This window comes from Nonomuraea sp. NPDC049504, assembly GCF_040676845.1.
GTDB lineage: Bacteria > Actinomycetota > Actinomycetes > Streptosporangiales > Streptosporangiaceae > Nonomuraea > Nonomuraea salmonea.
On the sequence record NZ_JBFAPT010000002.1, the window covers coordinates 12,411 to 25,459 of the forward strand.

Consider the following 13,049-nt stretch of genomic DNA (forward strand, 5'->3'; position numbering starts at 1 on the left):
CGATGGAAGCCAGGGCTCAGGCGCGGTTCGTCCGTGTCACGCCCCTCAAGGCCCGCCGCGTGGTGGACCTTATTCGCGGGCTGCCCGCTTCGGAGGCGCAGGCCGTGCTGCAGTTCGCTCCCCAGTCGGCGAGCGAGCCGATCTACAAGGTGCTCAGCAGCGCCATGGCGAACGCTGAGCACAACTTCGATCTCGACCCCAGCACGCTCGTCGTGAGCCGCGCGTGGGTCGACGAGGGCCCGACGCTGAAGCGGTTCCGTCCGCGTGCCCAGGGTCGTGCCTATCGGATCAACAAGCGGACGAGCCACATCACTGTGATCGTGGAGTCCCGCGAGCCGAAGGGAAGGACCCGATAGTGGGCCAGAAGGTTAACCCGCACGGGTTCCGCCTCGGCATCACGACCGACTTCAAGAGCCGGTGGTACGCCGACAAGCTGTACAAGTCGTACGTCGCCGAGGACGTCGCGATCCGCCGCATGCTGCAGAAGGGCATGGAGCGGGCCGGCATCTCCAAGGTCGAGATCGAGCGCACCACGGACCGCGTGCAGGTGGACATCCACACCGCGCGTCCGGGCATCGTGATCGGCCGCCGTGGCGCCGAGGCCGACCGCATCCGCGGCGACCTGGAGAAGCTGACCAAGAAGCAGGTCCAGCTCAACATCCTCGAGGTCAAGAACCCGGAGATCGACGCGCAGCTCGTCGCGCAGGGCGTCGCCGAGCAGCTGTCCAGCCGTGTCTCGTTCCGCCGCGCCATGCGCAAGGCGATGCAGTCGGCCATGAAGTCCGGCGCCAAGGGCATCCGTGTCCAGTGCTCCGGTCGTCTGGGCGGCGCCGAGATGTCGAGGTCGGAGTTCTACCGCGAGGGCCGCGTGCCGCTGCACACGCTCCGCGCGGACATCGACTACGGCTTCTACGAGGCCCGTACGACCTTCGGCCGGATCGGCGTGAAGGTCTGGATCTACAAGGGCGAGGCTCCGACCAGCCGCGCCGAGCGCGAGGCGGCCGCCGCCGGCGCTCGTGCCGGCCAGCGTCGTGACCGCGACGACCGTCGTGGTGGCGGCGACCGTCCGCGTCGTGGTGGCGGTGACCGCCCCCGTCGTGGTGGTGGCCGCGGCGACCGCGCCCCCCGTAACGAGGCGGCCGCGCAGGCCGCCCCTGAGACCGGCCCGGCTGCTCAGCCGGGTGCTGAAGGGAGCTGACCATGCTGATCCCGCGCAGGGTCAAGCACCGCAAGCAGCACCGGCCTGACCGCAGCGGAGCCGCCAAGGGCGGCACCAGGGTCGTGTTCGGCGAGTTCGGCATCCAGGCGATTGAGCACTCCTACGTGACCAACCGCCAGATCGAGTCCGCTCGTATCGCCATGACCCGTCACATCCGCCGTGGCGGCAAGGTGTGGATCAACATCTACCCCGACCGTCCCCTGACGAAGAAGCCGGCCGAGACCCGCATGGGTTCCGGTAAGGGTTCTCCGGAGTGGTGGATCGCCAACGTCAAGCCCGGACGCGTGATGTTCGAGCTGTCCGGCGTGGCGGAGCCGGTCGCGCGCGAGGCGCTTCAGCGTGCGATCCACAAGCTGCCTATGAAGTGCAAGATCGTTAAGCGTGAAGTGGGTGAGGCGTGATGGCTAAGGGCCTGACCGCCGGCGAGCTGCGGCTCGAGGACGAGGAGACCCTCGTCCAGAAGCTGAAGGAGGCGAAGGAGGAGCTGTTCAACCTCCGCTTCCAGGCGGCGACCGGTCAGTTGGAGAGCCACGGGCGGCTGCGGGCCGTCCGCCGCGAGATCGCCCGTATCTACACCGTGATGCGCGAGCGTGAGCTCGGCATCGTCACGGTCGAGAAGGAGACGAGCGATGGCTGAGACCGAGACCACTGAGACCACCGAGAGCGCGGAGAAGGACCAGCGGCACTTCCGCAAGGTCCGCGAGGGCCTCGTCGTCAGCGACAAGATGGACAAGACCGTCGTCGTCGCCGTCGAGGACCGCGTCAAGCACCGCCTCTACGGCAAGGTCATCCGCAGGACGACCAAGTACAAGGCGCACGACGAGTCCAACGCCTGTGGCGTCGGCGACCGCGTGCTGCTGATGGAGACCCGCCCCCTCTCCGCCACCAAGCGGTGGAGGGTCGTGGAGATCCTCGAGAAGGCCAAGTAAGGCTTTCTCCGCCATACCGCGCCTCGTGGGGGCTCTCAGAGCCCCCATGACGGCGTCCAAGGACGCGAGGCCCGCGGGCCTCGCGTCGCCTGCGGTGCGGCGCCCTAGGGGCGCTGTGGCCGTGGGAACAAGACAATGACAGGTTCCGCCAGGCTCAGCGATGAGAACCGGCGCGACTAACAGGAGTAGACGTGATCCAGCAGGAGTCGCGGCTCAAGGTCGCCGACAACACGGGTGCGAAGGAGATTCTCTGCATCCGCGTTCTCGGTGGCTCGGGCCGACGCTACGCCGGTATCGGCGACGTCATCGTCGCCACAGTCAAGGACGCGCTGCCCGGCAGCACGGGCGTCAAGAAGGGCGATGTGGTCAAGGCCGTCATCGTCCGCACGGTCAAGGAGCGCCGCCGGCCCGACGGCTCCTACATCCGCTTCGACGAGAACGCCGCCGTCATCATCAAGGACAGCGGTGACCCTCGCGGCACTCGTATCTTCGGCCCGGTCGGCCGCGAGCTGCGCGACAAGAAGTTCATGCGCATCATCTCGCTCGCTCCGGAGGTGCTGTAATGCCGAAGCTGACGGTGAAGAAGGGTGACCTGGTCCAGGTCATCGCGGGCAAGGACAAGGGTGCCAAGGGTCGCGTGATCGCCGCTCTTCCGCGCGAGGACCGCGTGGTGGTCGAGGGCGTCAACCTGATCAAGAAGCACACCAAGGAGACCCACCAGGGCCCGCGCGGCGCCAAGCAGGGCGGCGTGCAGACCATGGAGGCTCCGATCCACGTGTCGAACGTGAAGAAGCTGAAGGACGAGAAGCCCGCCGACAAGAAGGCCGACGAGAAGAAGGCCGACGAGACGGGTGAGGACAGCTGATGACTGCCACGACCACCGAGACCGAGCGCCCCACGCCGCGACTCAAGACGAAGTACCGCGAGGAGATCGCAAACCAGCTTCGTGAGCAGTTCGGCATCGAGAACGTCATGGAGATCCCGGCGCTCACCAAGATCAAGGTCAACATGGGTGTCGGCGAGGCAGCTCGCGACTCCAAGCTGATCGAGGGCGCCGTCCGCGACCTCACCGCGATCACCGGCCAGAAGCCGGCGGTCGTGCGGGCCCGCAAGTCCATCGCGCAGTTCAAGCTGCGTGAGGGCATGCCGATCGGCGCGCACGTCACGCTGCGCGGCGACCGCATGTGGGAGTTCCTCGACCGCCTGCTGGCGCTGGCCCTGCCCCGCATCAGGGACTTCCGTGGCCTGTCGCCGAAGCAGTTCGACGGCAACGGCAACTACACGTTCGGCCTGACCGAGCAGGTCATGTTCCACGAGGTCGACCAGGACAAGGTGGACCGGCCGCGGGGCATGGACATCACGATCGTGACCACCGCGAAGAACGACGACCAGGGCCGGGCGCTGCTGAAGCTCCTCGGGTTCCCCTTCAAGGAGGCCTGATCATGGCGAAGAAGTCGCTGATCGCCAAGGCGGGGCGCAAGCAGAAGTTCGAGGTCCGGGCGTACACGCGGTGCTCGCGCTGCGGCCGGCCGCGCGCCGTCTACCGCAAGTTCGGGCTCTGCCGCGTGTGCTTCCGCGAGATGGCGCACCGTGGTGAGCTGCCCGGCATCACCAAGTCGAGCTGGTAGGTAACCTGAGGGGCGGCCTCGTGCCGCCCGTTCAGGCATTCATATTCAGTAGAAGAGACAGGGCGTCCCGTAAGGGGCGTCCGTGACCACGCCGTAGGTCCACCGGCAGAGCAGGGTGAGGTAGCCGAAAGGCGGACTCAGCCAGTCGAACTGCTTGGCCGACTGGAAACCGCGGCGAGGAAGGCCACTGGCCATGACGATGACCGACCCGATCGCAGACATGCTCACACGTCTGCGCAACGCGAATTCGGCGTACCACGACAGCGTGTCGATGCCGTACTCGAAGATCAAGGCGCACATCGCCGAGATCCTCCAGCAGGAGGGTTACATCCAGGCTTGGACCGTCGAGGACGCCAAGGTTGGAAAGAACCTCGTGGTGGAGCTCAAGTTCGGGCCCACCCGTGAGCGGTCGCTCGCGGGCCTGCGCCGGGTTTCCAAGCCCGGTCTGCGGGTTTATGCGAAGAAGGACAACCTGCCTCGAGTCCTGGGCGGACTGGGCGTCGCGATCATCTCGACGTCCCACGGCCTCATGACCGACAAGCAGGCCGGCAAGCGTGGTGTGGGCGGGGAAGTCCTCGCCTACGTCTGGTAGAGGGGAGGAACACAGCATGTCGCGAATCGGACGGCTGCCCATCCCTGTGCCGAATGGCGTTGACATCACGATCGACGGCCAGGACGTCCAGGTCAAGGGCCCCAAGGGCACGCTCACTCACAAGGTCGCGGAGCCCATCAAGGTGGTCCGCGACGACGACGGCGCCATCGCCGTCTCCCGGCCCAACGACGAGAACAAGGTCCGTGCGCTGCACGGCCTGTCCAGGACGCTGATCGCCAACATGGTGCAGGGCGTCACCCAGGGCTACTCCAAGAGCCTTGAGATCGTCGGCGTCGGTTACCGCGTCCAGGCCAAGGGCCCGACGCAGCTGGAGTTCTCTCTGGGCTTCAGTCACCCGGTCATCGTGGACGCCCCCGAGGGCGTCACCTTCCGCGTCGAGAAGCCGACCCTGTTCCACGTGGACGGCATCGACAAGCAGAAGGTCGGCGAGGTCGCGGCCAACATCCGCAAGTTGCGCAAGCCTGACCCGTACAAGGGCAAGGGCGTGCGTTACCAGGGCGAACAGATCCGCCGCAAGGTCGGAAAGGCTGGTAAGTAGGCATGGCTCCGAAGACTGCGTTCAGCAAGCACACGGCTGCCCGCACCGTCTCGCGGGCCCGCCGTCACCGCCGCGTCCGCAAGAACGTCGTCGGTACGGCCGAGCGTCCGCGCCTGGTCGTCAACCGCTCGACCCGTCACATGTTCGTCCAGATCGTGGACGACTCCGTCGGTCACACGCTGGTGAGCGCCTCCACCATGGACGCCTCGCTGCGCTCGCTCGAGGCCGACAAGACCGAGAAGGCCAAGAAGGTCGGCGAGCTCCTCGCTCAGCGGGCCAAGGAAGCCGGGATCACCCAGGTCGTCTTCGACCGCGGTGGCAACCGGTATGCGGGCCGGATCGCCGCGCTGGCGGACAGCGCGCGCGAGGGCGGGCTCGAATTCTGATGAGGGCCCGAGGAACGCAAATGATGACCGCAATTGAGATGAGGAACCACTGATGGCTGCAGCTCCGCGTCGCGGTGGCGGCACCGGTGGCGAGCGGCGGGACCGTCGTGACGATCGCCGCGGTGGCGCCGCCGACAAGGGCGTCTCGTACATCGAGCGCGTAGTGAAGATCAACCGAGTGGCCAAGGTCGTGAAGGGTGGTCGTCGCTTCAGCTTCACCGCCCTCGTCGTCGTCGGCGACGGCAACGGCCTGGTCGGCGTCGGCTACGGCAAGGCCAAGGAAGTGCCCGCGGCCATCGCCAAGGGCGTCGAAGAGGCCAAGAAGCACTTCTTCAAGGTGCCCCGCATCCAGGGCACCATCCCGCACACCGTGCAGGGCGAGGAGGCGGCCGGTGTCGTCTTCCTGCGTCCGGCCTCGGCCGGTACCGGCGTCATCGCCGGCGGCCCGGTGCGCGCGGTGCTGGAGTGCGCCGGCATCCACGACGTGCTGTCCAAGTCGCTCGGCTCGGACAACCCGATCAACATCGTGCACGCCACCGTGGCGGCTCTGAAGGGCCTCTCGCGCCCCGAGGAGATCGCCGCCCGCCGTGGCCTGCCGATCGAGGACGTCGCTCCTGCCTCCATGCTCAAGGCTCGCGCCGAGGGCCTGGCCGAGGCGGCGGCGGCGAAGGCGGTGAGCTAGTCATGGCACGCCTGAAGATCACTCAGGTTCGCTCGAAGATCGGTGGCAAGCAGAACCAGCGCGACTCGCTGCGTTCGCTTGGCCTGAAGCGAATCGGCGACGTCGTCGTCAAGGAGGACCGGCCCGAGATTCGCGGCATGGTCTCCGTGGTGACGCACCTCGTCGAGGTGGAAGAGGTCGACTAGTCATGACTGACAAGGCTCCGCTGAAGATTCACGACCTGCGTCCCGCCCCCGGCGCCAACAAGGCCAAGATCCGCAAGGGTCGCGGCGAGGCGTCGAAGGGCAAGACGGCCGGTCGCGGCACCAAGGGCAGCCACGCCCGCACCACGGTGCCCCTCGGCTTCGAGGGTGGCCAGGTGCCGCTGCAGAGGCGTCTGCCGAAGCTCAAGGGCTTCTCCAACGCCCTGTTCAAGACGACGTACCAGGTCGTCAACCTCGACAGGCTGGGTGAGCTGTTCCCCGAGGGTGGCGAGGTCACCGTCGAGGCGCTGGTCGCCAAGGGTGCTGTCCGCAAGAACCAGCTCGTGAAGGTGCTCGGCACCGGCGAGATCTCCGTCGCGGTGAACGTGCAGGCACACGCCTTCTCGTCCGCAGCCAAGGAGAAGATCACCGCTGCCGGTGGTTCCGTTACCGAGCTGTAAAGACGCTATGACGAGGCGTGGGGGCTTTGACAATGGGCTCCCACGCCCGTAGTGCGTTAGAGTTCGCGAGACGGCAGGCTTCTGTCCGGCTCGTTTGACAATGAGACTTCAGATGGCAGATCCCCGCACCATCGCTTACTCACACCGCCGTAAAGGCGCGCAGGAGGGACCGTGCTGACCGCGTTTACCCGGGCGTTCCGGACACCGGACCTGCGCAAGAAGTTGCTCTTCACGCTGGGCATCATCGCGCTTTTCCGTCTCGGCTCGGTTCTTCCGACTCCGGGAGTCCACGTCCAGAACCTCGCCGCCTGTTTCGATCAGGCTCGTAGTGGCGAAACCGGCAATATTTACGGGATGGTGCAGCTGTTCAGCGGCGGTGCGCTGCTGAAGCTGTCGGTGTTCGCACTGGGCATCATGCCGTACATCACCGCGAGCATCATCCTGCAGTTGCTCGTCGTCGTGATCCCGCGCCTCGAGGCGCTGAAGAAGGAAGGCCAGGCCGGCCAGACCAAGATCACGCAGTATACGCGTTATCTGACGATCGGCCTCGCGGTCCTTCAGTCGACGGCCTTCATCGCGCTCGCGCGTACCGGCCAGCTCTTCCCGAACTGCCAGCAGGACGTGCTGCTCGACCCCGACAACATCTTCGGCATCGTGACGATGGTGATCATCATGACCGCCGGTACGTCGGTCATCATGTGGCTCGGTGAGCTCATCACCGACCGGGGCGTCGGCAACGGCATGTCCATCCTGATCTTCACCCAGGTCGTCGCGGTCTTCCCGTCCGAGCTGGCCAACATCTTCCAGGCGAACAAGTTCACCTTCGCGGTCGTCATGATCGTGGGTATCTTCATGATCGCCGCGGTGGTCTTCGTCGAGCAGGCGCAGCGCCGCATCCCGGTCCAGTACGCCAAGCGCATGGTCGGCCGCAGGATGTACGGCGGCACCTCGACCTACATCCCGCTGAAGGTCAACCAGGCCGGCATCATCCCGGTCATCTTCGCCTCCTCGCTGCTCTACCTTCCGCAGCTGCTCACCTCGCTCTTCTCCACCAGCGAGAACGCGGTGATCACCTGGATCTCGCAGAACCTCGCCACCGGCGACACGCCGATCTACATGGCGACCTTCTTCCTGCTGATCATCTTCTTCACCTACTTCTACGTGTCGATTACCTTCAACCCCCCTGAAGTCGCCGACAACATGAAGAAGTACGGTGGGTTCATTCCGGGCATCCGCCCCGGCCGTCCGACGGCTGAATACCTGAACTTCGTGCTCACCCGTCTGACCGCGCCAGGCGCGCTCTATCTGGGTCTGATCTCCATGGTCCCGATCGTCGCGCTGGCCGTGGCCGGTGCGAGCCAGAACTTCCCGTTCGGAGGGACGAGCATTCTGATCATGGTTGGTGTCGGCCTGGACACGGTCAAGCAGATCGAGAGCCAGCTGCAGCAGCGTAACTACGAAGGTTTCCTGCGGTAGTGCGTCTCGTTCTGGTCGGGCCCCCCGGAGCGGGTAAGGGGACGCAGGCCCAGTACATCGCATCGAACCTGTCCATCCCGAAGATCTCGACAGGTGACATCTTCCGTGCCAACGTCTCGGGCGGCACGGACCTTGGCAAGCTGGCCAAGACGTACATGGACCGCGGCGACCTGGTGCCCGACGAGGTCACCATCGCCATGGTCCGTGACCGTCTGTCCGAAGACGACGCGCAGGACGGGTTCCTGCTCGACGGCTTCCCGAGGAACGTCGCGCAGGCGGAGATCCTGCGCGACATGCTCAAGGACTGGGGCCAGGAGCTCGATCTCGTGCTGGAGCTCGTCGTCGACGACGACGAAGTGGTGCGGCGGCTCGCCGGCCGGCGCACCTGCAGCCAGTGCGGCCGCATCTGGCACGTCGAGTTCGATGACAAGAAAGACGACAAGTGTGACGCGTGCGGGGGCGCGCTCTTCCAGCGTGACGACGACAAGGAGGAGACCGTCAGGCACCGCCTGGAGGTCTACCAGGAGCAGACGGCGCCGCTGGTCTCCTACTACGCCGATGAGGACATCCTGGTGGGCGTGGACGCCACAGGGCCGGTCGAAGAGGTCACTCAGCGGGCCATGGACGCGATCCGGCCTTTCATGGGCTGAGCGCCGAGTACGACTGATTCGCGGAGGTGGCACGGGTTCCCGTGCCACCTCGCGGCTATTGTGGGGGAATTGGGCCCCCATCGTGGCCCGTTGAGACCCAGGGGGGCAAAAGATGTTCAAACGGAACAGGCACGGCATCCAGATCAAGTCGCCGGAGCAGCTGGAGAAGATGCGGGCGGCAGGTCTCGTGGTCGGGCGTACGCTCGACCTGCTCAAGCGCTCGGTGCAGCCGGGCATGACGCCGCTCGACCTCGACGTCATCGCCGAGAAGGCGATCAGGGACGAGGGCGCGATCCCGTCGTTCAAGGGCTACCAGGGCTTCCCCGCGACGATCTGCGCGTCGGTGAACAACGAGGTCGTCCACGGCATCCCGACCGACGCCCGTAAGCTGCGCGAGGGCGACATCATCTCGATCGACTGCGGCGCCATCCTTGAGGGCTGGCACGGCGACTCGGCCGTCACGGTGCCGATCGGCGAGGTGGACCCCAAGCTGACCGAGCTGATGCGGGTGACCGAGGAGGCCATGTGGCGCGGCATCGCCGCGCTCAAGCCGGGCCGCCACCTGTCGGACATCGGCCACGAGGTCGAGCGGTACGTGAAGTCGCAGGGCCGCTACGGCATCCCCCCTGAGTACGGCGGCCACGGCATCGGCACCGAGATGCACATGGACCCGTGGATCGCCAACCACGGCAAGCCGGGCCGCGGGCCGGCGCTGGAGGAGGGCATGTGCCTGGCCATCGAGCCCATGGTCAACCTCGGCACCGAGCGGACGCGCGTACTGGCCGACGACTGGACCGTTGTCACGATCGACGGCAAGCACTCCGCACACTTCGAGCACAGCGTGGCCGTGACACATAATGGACCTTGGGTGCTCACCGCTCTAGATGGGGGCAAAGAGCGCCTCGCTCAACTGCAGATCTAGCTCCCCGGGAGTGGTGGATGGCGAACAGCCCCGAGATGCGTGCCTCCGACGCCGACCGTGACCGCGTCGCCGCCATCCTCCGCGAGCACACCGCGCAGGGCCGCATCACGATGGACGAGTTCAACGAGCGGCTGGAGCAGCTCTACAAGAGCAAGACCTACGGCGAGCTGGCCAGGCTCACCTCCGACCTGCCCGACGTCGATCTGCGTCACCTGCCGGTCAAGGCCGGTTCGTCGGTGCCCGACAAGAAGGGCATGCACAGCGGCATGGCGGCGGCCTGGAGCGCCTGGGCCGCGGCCAGCGGCATCAACTGGGTCATCTGGCTGATCGTGAGCATCACCGCGGGCGACCTGATCTATCCGTGGCCCCTGTGGGTGATGGGTCCGTGGGGTGTCATCTTGCTGGTGAGCACGGTCTTCGGCGGGAACAACCAGGCGAAGGAGTCCTAGGTTTTATGCAGTAGTGCACTGTGTGCATTCGTGCGCAGTGCGTGAAGGCGGCGATTCCTAGCGTGAGTGGTGTCGGGAAACACCACCCACTCGGAGGAATCGATGCGCAAGATCCTTGCGGCCACCGCTCTCGCCGGCTCCATGGCCATCACCGGCCTCGCCGTCGCCCCCGCCGCCCAGGCCGCCCCGGTGACCGCCGGCGCCGCCCAGGCGGGCTCGGCGGGCAACTGGGGCAAGTACTACAGCAGCAACCACAAGGCCTACACCTACGGCAAGACCTTCAAGAAGGGCGGGAAGGTCTACACCCACTGGTACGGCAAGGAGTCCACCTCGAAGTTCGGCTACGTCTGGTTCCGCTACTACTCCGGCGGCAAGTGGCACAAGTTCTACCGGCCGTGGAACGGCAAGCACCACGGCGGCTGGTCGGGCAAGGGGATCAAGCGGATCTACACGTACACCTGCTGGGGCGGCAAGTCGAAGTACTGCGGTTCGGTGCACCGCATCTACTAGGTCCGTCCAGCCTGGCCCGTCGGAGGAGCTTCCCCGGCGGGCCTCGTGTTGTGGGCGTCGCGGCTTGCGGGGTGGGGTAGACTCCTACGTGGTTGTGTCAGGACACCTGGCACGCGTTTCGCGTTTTGGGCCCAGGTGTCGTACACTCCTTAGTCGGCTCACTATGACTTATCACGCGTCGGCGGTCTTTGCCGGCCGTCGCTCTCTTCGAAGCGTGAAGGTCGCGGCTGCTTAGTGAACCGGAGCCTCAGACGACCGATCAGTGAAACGCGAGGAATTTTGGCCAAGAAAGACGGCGCCATCGAGATCGAGGGCACTGTGGTCGAATCGCTCCCGAACGCCATGTTCCGGGTGCAGCTCGACAACGGCCACAAAGTCCTTGCCCATATCAGCGGACGGATGCGGATGCACTACATCCGGATTCTTCCCGACGACCGGGTAGTCGTTGAACTGAGCCCCTACGACCTGAGTCGCGGGCGGATCGTCTACCGATACAAGTAAGACGTCTGAGGAATCAAAGGACAATGAAGGTAAAGCCGAGCGTCAAGAAGATCTGCGACAAGTGCAAGGTGATTCGCCGGCACGGTCGCGTCATGGTGATCTGCGACAACCTGCGCCACAAGCAGCGTCAGGGTTAGTCGCCGCAAGGCTTCTCCGAGTCCGCCCCGCAAGGGAGCGGGCTCGACGCATGAGAAGCCTTGAGTCAGTTAGCGCGTCGCACACCTGAGCAGGCGGCATCGCCGAACCGCTCAGGAGACCCCCGGTCGGAGGCCGGGGCCCTCACCCCGGGCATTGGGGAGGGGTAGTGCGGTGCAAGACCTCCGCCACAAAGAAGGAGAATGCCCGACCATGGCTCGCCTGGTTGGCGTCGACCTCCCCCGCGACAAGCGGCTGGAGATCGCTCTCACCTACATTTACGGAATCGGCCGCACCCGCGCCCAGGAGATCCTGCAGGCCACCGGTGTCAGCGGCGACCTGCGTGTGCACCAGCTCAGCGACACCGAGCTCGTCCCGATGCGTGACTACATCGAGGCGAACTACAAGATCGAGGGTGACCTGCGCCGCGAGGTCCAGGCCGACATCCGCCGCAAGATCGAGATCGGTTGCTACCAGGGCATCCGGCACCGCAAGGGCCTGCCCGTGCACGGTCAGCGCACGCAGACCAACGCGCGCACCCGTAAGGGCAAGAAGAAGACCGTCGCCGGCAAGAAGAAGCCCGGTAAGAAGTAGTCCCGCACGGGATGTCGCCACCCGTCCGGCCCCGGTCGCGCACGCGACCGGGGGGTGCCGGGCCGGCGACCATCACACACAGCCGCGGACCGAAGACCTCAGGAGTAATGGCAAACAATGCCTCCTAAGAGCCGCCAGGGTGCGCCGAAGAAGGTGCGCCGCAAGGAGAAGAAGAACGTCGCTCACGGGCACGCCCACATCAAGAGCACGTTCAACAACACGATCGTCTCGATCACCGACCCCAACGGGAACGTGATCTCCTGGGCCAGCGCCGGCCACGTGGGTTTCAAGGGCTCCCGTAAGTCCACCCCGTTCGCCGCACAGATGGCCGCCGAGAACGCCGCCCGCCGCGCCATGGAGCACGGTATGCGCAAGGTCGACGTCTTCGTCAAGGGTCCCGGCTCCGGCCGCGAGACCGCGATCCGCTCGCTGCAGGCCACCGGCCTCGAGGTGGGCTCGATCCAGGACGTCACCCCGGTTCCGCACAACGGTTGCCGGCCGCCGAAGCGCCGCCGCGTCTGACTTAGCCCAGGAGATACGAAGAAATGGCTCGTTACACGGGCGCCGACTGCAAGCTCTGCCGCCGCGAGAAGACCAAGCTCTTCCTCAAGGGCAGCAAGTGCGAGTCCGCCAAGTGCCCCATCGAGATCCGTCCTTACCCGCCGGGTGAGCACGGTCGCGGACGTCCCAAGGAGTCCGAGTACCAGCTTCAGCTTCGCGAGAAGCAGAAGACCCGCCGCATCTACGGCGTCCTCGAGAAGCAGTTCCACAACTACTACGAGGAGGCCGCGGGCCGCACGGGCAAGTCGGGTGAGGTGCTGCTCCAGATCCTGGAGAGCCGGCTCGACAACGTCGTCTACCGCGCCGGGTTCGCCCAGTCGCGTGACGCCGCCCGCCAGCAGGTCCGTCACGGACACTTCCTGGTCAACGGGAAGAAGGTGGACATCCCGTCCTACCGCGTCCGCGAGCACGACATCATCGAGGTCCGCGAGACCAAGCGCAACCTGATGCCGTACGAGGTGGCTCGCGCCACCGCCGGCGAGCGCACGGTTCCCGCGTGGCTCGGCGTCGTGCCCGACAAGCTGCGCGTCCTGGTGCACCAGCTTCCGGTGCGCCAGCAGATCGACACGCAGGTTCAAGAGCAGCTCATCGTCGAGTACTACTCGAAGTGAGC

Annotated in this window: 26 protein-coding genes; 25 read left to right on the forward strand and 1 reads right to left on the reverse strand. The window is 65.9% G+C overall.

The features are described from left to right. Positions 1-2: 2 nt before the first annotated feature. The 9 genes from rplV to AB0K28_RS03385 all read left to right on the forward strand — a co-directional run bounded on the left by rplV (position 3) and on the right by AB0K28_RS03385 (position 3,776). A complete protein-coding gene (gene rplV / locus AB0K28_RS03345) occupies positions 3-356 on the forward strand; it encodes a 50S ribosomal protein L22 (RefSeq protein ID WP_103960883.1) in 354 nt (117 codons plus the stop codon). Next, entirely contained in the window at positions 356-1,198 is an 843-nt protein-coding gene (gene rpsC / locus AB0K28_RS03350) for a 30S ribosomal protein S3 (protein ID WP_355425609.1), read from the forward strand. Before rplV ends, rpsC begins: the two co-directional genes overlap by 1 nt. Before the next feature lie 2 nt (positions 1,199-1,200). Next, positions 1,201-1,620: a 50S ribosomal protein L16 gene (gene rplP, locus AB0K28_RS03355; protein ID WP_111180887.1), complete on the forward strand. Its 420-nt coding sequence runs from the start codon at positions 1,201-1,203 to the stop codon at positions 1,618-1,620. Beyond that, positions 1,620-1,856, forward strand: coding sequence for a 50S ribosomal protein L29 (rpmC, locus tag AB0K28_RS03360; RefSeq protein WP_043623744.1), 237 nt, complete (start codon positions 1,620-1,622; stop codon positions 1,854-1,856). The genes rplP and rpmC overlap by 1 nt, the downstream gene beginning before the upstream one ends. Next, positions 1,849-2,148 (forward strand): 30S ribosomal protein S17, encoded by a 300-nt coding sequence (rpsQ, locus tag AB0K28_RS03365; RefSeq protein WP_345395660.1) that lies wholly within the window; start codon positions 1,849-1,851, stop codon positions 2,146-2,148. The genes rpmC and rpsQ overlap by 8 nt, the downstream gene beginning before the upstream one ends. Positions 2,149-2,339: 191 nt before the next feature. Beyond that, positions 2,340-2,711 (forward strand): 50S ribosomal protein L14, encoded by a 372-nt coding sequence (gene rplN, locus AB0K28_RS03370; RefSeq protein ID WP_026214151.1) that lies wholly within the window; start codon positions 2,340-2,342, stop codon positions 2,709-2,711. Positions 2,712-2,719: 8 nt separating this feature from the next. Then, positions 2,720-3,013: a 50S ribosomal protein L24 gene (gene rplX, locus AB0K28_RS03375; protein WP_345409517.1), complete on the forward strand. Its 294-nt coding sequence runs from the start codon at positions 2,720-2,722 to the stop codon at positions 3,011-3,013. Continuing rightward, on the forward strand, positions 3,013-3,588 hold the full coding sequence (gene rplE / locus AB0K28_RS03380; protein ID WP_345395665.1) for a 50S ribosomal protein L5: 576 nt from the start codon (positions 3,013-3,015) through the stop codon (positions 3,586-3,588). The genes rplX and rplE overlap by 1 nt, the downstream gene beginning before the upstream one ends. 2 nt (positions 3,589-3,590) lie before the next feature. Next, entirely contained in the window at positions 3,591-3,776 is a 186-nt protein-coding gene (locus AB0K28_RS03385; protein ID WP_020542298.1) for a type Z 30S ribosomal protein S14, read from the forward strand. A gap of 45 nt (positions 3,777-3,821) precedes the next feature. Here the strand turns inward: AB0K28_RS03385 and AB0K28_RS03390 are convergent, their stop codons facing one another. Further along, the gene (locus AB0K28_RS03390; RefSeq protein ID WP_345395668.1) at positions 3,822-3,971 is read right to left on the reverse strand and encodes a hypothetical protein; all 150 of its coding nucleotides are present in this window, start codon (positions 3,969-3,971) and stop codon (positions 3,822-3,824) included. Here AB0K28_RS03390 and rpsH point away from each other — a divergent pair. The 16 genes from rpsH (at position 3,970) to rpsD (ending at position 13,047) form a co-directional block, all read left to right on the forward strand. Further along, positions 3,970-4,368 (forward strand): 30S ribosomal protein S8, encoded by a 399-nt coding sequence (gene rpsH, locus AB0K28_RS03395; RefSeq protein ID WP_020542297.1) that lies wholly within the window; start codon positions 3,970-3,972, stop codon positions 4,366-4,368. The two genes, AB0K28_RS03390 and rpsH, sit on opposite strands and share 2 nt — an antisense overlap. A gap of 16 nt (positions 4,369-4,384) precedes the next feature. Continuing rightward, positions 4,385-4,927, forward strand: coding sequence for a 50S ribosomal protein L6 (rplF, locus tag AB0K28_RS03400; protein WP_345395672.1), 543 nt, complete (start codon positions 4,385-4,387; stop codon positions 4,925-4,927). A 2-nt stretch (positions 4,928-4,929) separates the two neighbouring features. Beyond that, positions 4,930-5,313, forward strand: coding sequence for a 50S ribosomal protein L18 (gene rplR, locus AB0K28_RS03405; protein WP_345395675.1), 384 nt, complete (start codon positions 4,930-4,932; stop codon positions 5,311-5,313). 52 nt (positions 5,314-5,365) lie between these two features. After that, on the forward strand, positions 5,366-5,995 hold the full coding sequence (gene rpsE, locus AB0K28_RS03410; protein WP_345395678.1) for a 30S ribosomal protein S5: 630 nt from the start codon (positions 5,366-5,368) through the stop codon (positions 5,993-5,995). Between the two features lie 2 nt (positions 5,996-5,997). Continuing rightward, positions 5,998-6,180, forward strand: coding sequence for a 50S ribosomal protein L30 (rpmD, locus tag AB0K28_RS03415; protein ID WP_080043226.1), 183 nt, complete (start codon positions 5,998-6,000; stop codon positions 6,178-6,180). A 2-nt stretch (positions 6,181-6,182) separates the two neighbouring features. Continuing rightward, positions 6,183-6,638, forward strand: coding sequence for a 50S ribosomal protein L15 (gene rplO / locus AB0K28_RS03420; protein WP_345395681.1), 456 nt, complete (start codon positions 6,183-6,185; stop codon positions 6,636-6,638). A 171-nt stretch (positions 6,639-6,809) separates the two neighbouring features. Beyond that, positions 6,810-8,114, forward strand: coding sequence for a preprotein translocase subunit SecY (secY, locus tag AB0K28_RS03425; protein ID WP_364364556.1), 1,305 nt, complete (start codon positions 6,810-6,812; stop codon positions 8,112-8,114). Then, positions 8,114-8,764: an adenylate kinase gene (locus AB0K28_RS03430; RefSeq protein WP_364364559.1), complete on the forward strand. Its 651-nt coding sequence runs from the start codon at positions 8,114-8,116 to the stop codon at positions 8,762-8,764. The genes secY and AB0K28_RS03430 overlap by 1 nt, the downstream gene beginning before the upstream one ends. 112 nt (positions 8,765-8,876) lie before the next feature. After that, entirely contained in the window at positions 8,877-9,686 is an 810-nt protein-coding gene (gene map, locus AB0K28_RS03435; protein ID WP_364364562.1) for a type I methionyl aminopeptidase, read from the forward strand. A 17-nt stretch (positions 9,687-9,703) separates the two neighbouring features. After that, positions 9,704-10,135 (forward strand): DUF1707 domain-containing protein, encoded by a 432-nt coding sequence (locus tag AB0K28_RS03440; protein ID WP_345409518.1) that lies wholly within the window; start codon positions 9,704-9,706, stop codon positions 10,133-10,135. 102 nt (positions 10,136-10,237) lie between these two features. Further along, positions 10,238-10,645 (forward strand): hypothetical protein, encoded by a 408-nt coding sequence (locus tag AB0K28_RS03445; protein ID WP_364364565.1) that lies wholly within the window; start codon positions 10,238-10,240, stop codon positions 10,643-10,645. A gap of 279 nt (positions 10,646-10,924) precedes the next feature. Next, positions 10,925-11,146, forward strand: a complete 222-nt coding sequence (gene infA / locus AB0K28_RS03450; protein ID WP_012887858.1) for a translation initiation factor IF-1 — start codon at positions 10,925-10,927, stop codon at positions 11,144-11,146. Between the two features lie 23 nt (positions 11,147-11,169). Beyond that, complete coding sequence (rpmJ, locus tag AB0K28_RS03455; protein ID WP_003956441.1) at positions 11,170-11,283, forward strand: 50S ribosomal protein L36; 114 nt, start codon at positions 11,170-11,172, stop codon at positions 11,281-11,283. A 211-nt stretch (positions 11,284-11,494) separates the two neighbouring features. After that, positions 11,495-11,875: a 30S ribosomal protein S13 gene (gene rpsM, locus AB0K28_RS03460; RefSeq protein ID WP_132617274.1), complete on the forward strand. Its 381-nt coding sequence runs from the start codon at positions 11,495-11,497 to the stop codon at positions 11,873-11,875. 117 nt (positions 11,876-11,992) lie between these two features. Beyond that, positions 11,993-12,397, forward strand: a complete 405-nt coding sequence (gene rpsK / locus AB0K28_RS03465; protein ID WP_020542285.1) for a 30S ribosomal protein S11 — start codon at positions 11,993-11,995, stop codon at positions 12,395-12,397. Positions 12,398-12,420: 23 nt separating this feature from the next. Then, entirely contained in the window at positions 12,421-13,047 is a 627-nt protein-coding gene (rpsD, locus tag AB0K28_RS03470) for a 30S ribosomal protein S4 (protein ID WP_080043218.1), read from the forward strand. The last annotated feature ends 2 nt before the right edge of the window (positions 13,048-13,049 follow it).